We start from the raw sequence: 1,032 nt of genomic DNA on the forward strand, positions 1-1,032 counted from the left end.
CTCCTCTAGTAATAGTTTTTCGTGGATTTTGTATTTTTTCCTTCCAGGATTTTTTTGCAAATTCCGAAGCCAAATCCTTCGCGCCTTGGGTAATGCTGCTATTTTTGGATGAGTGTAAATTGTTTCGGTAGAACACAAGGTCTGATTGGGCCTCCGGTGCAAAAACCTCCGGTCGGACAAATTGTTTGCCTTCCGTAGTGAAGAATCGCTGTTGCCTGCCATCTTCATTGAGAAAGGTCTGCCTGGCTTTTTTAAGAAAGTCTTTTGCAGGTAAATCAGTTACCTTTTCTAAAGTCAGCATCCAAAATAAATCGGTTTCTTTGACTGCTTGATGCACTAAGCGTTTTTGAGCATCGGCAACTTGTTGGGCGGTAGGTTCCTTCCCGCCATTTTCTTGTTTTGCAAATGCTTTGGCATTTTGTTTTATCCAAGCCCTTTCATCAGGATGCAGCTGCCGGTTGTTCCAATCGACATTCGCCCCTACTGCCGCCGTACCTGCATTCCCGCCCGCCGCATAGCCGATGGCCGCCCCACCCAGTGCGTTGACCGCCGCTTTGCCCGCCGGGCCGAGGTTTTCCGCCGCTTTGTCCAAATACGGTGCGGCAAGGGAAGTGCCGCCGCCGGCCAGTATGCCGCCGAGGTTGCCCGTCGTCAGTCCGCCTGCCGCTCCGTGCAGGATACTCCTGCCTATGCCGCCTTCTTTCCAGGTGTCGTAGCGGCTTTGGTTTTCGGCAAGGTAGGCGTTTACTTGACCGAGGGATGTGCGGATAGCGGCTTTTTCGGCTTCGCTGTCCGTATTTTGCAGTTTGGCCTCCAGCAGGGTTTTGGCTGCCTGATACCGTTCGTAACTTTGGGTATTGCCGAGTTTGTCGGAAACGGCTGCTGTGGTTTGGGCGGCGTTTTTGCCGAACTCCTGTGTTACTTCCCTTTGCAGGTTGATTTCTTTGGCCACCGCGTCTTTGTCGAAGCTGTTTTTCAGACGGCCTGAGTGTTGATCCGCAGTTTCGGTGTCGATGCCGGTGTAGATACGCG

1 pseudogene is annotated in these 1,032 nt (G+C 52.0%); it reads right to left on the reverse strand.

Going from position 1 to position 1,032, the window contains the following annotated elements:
• Nucleotides 1-1,032: pseudogene (locus ACTHUR_RS11895) on the reverse strand (hemagglutinin repeat-containing protein); the annotation flags it as partial.

This window comes from Neisseria sp. P0021.S007, assembly GCF_051956855.1.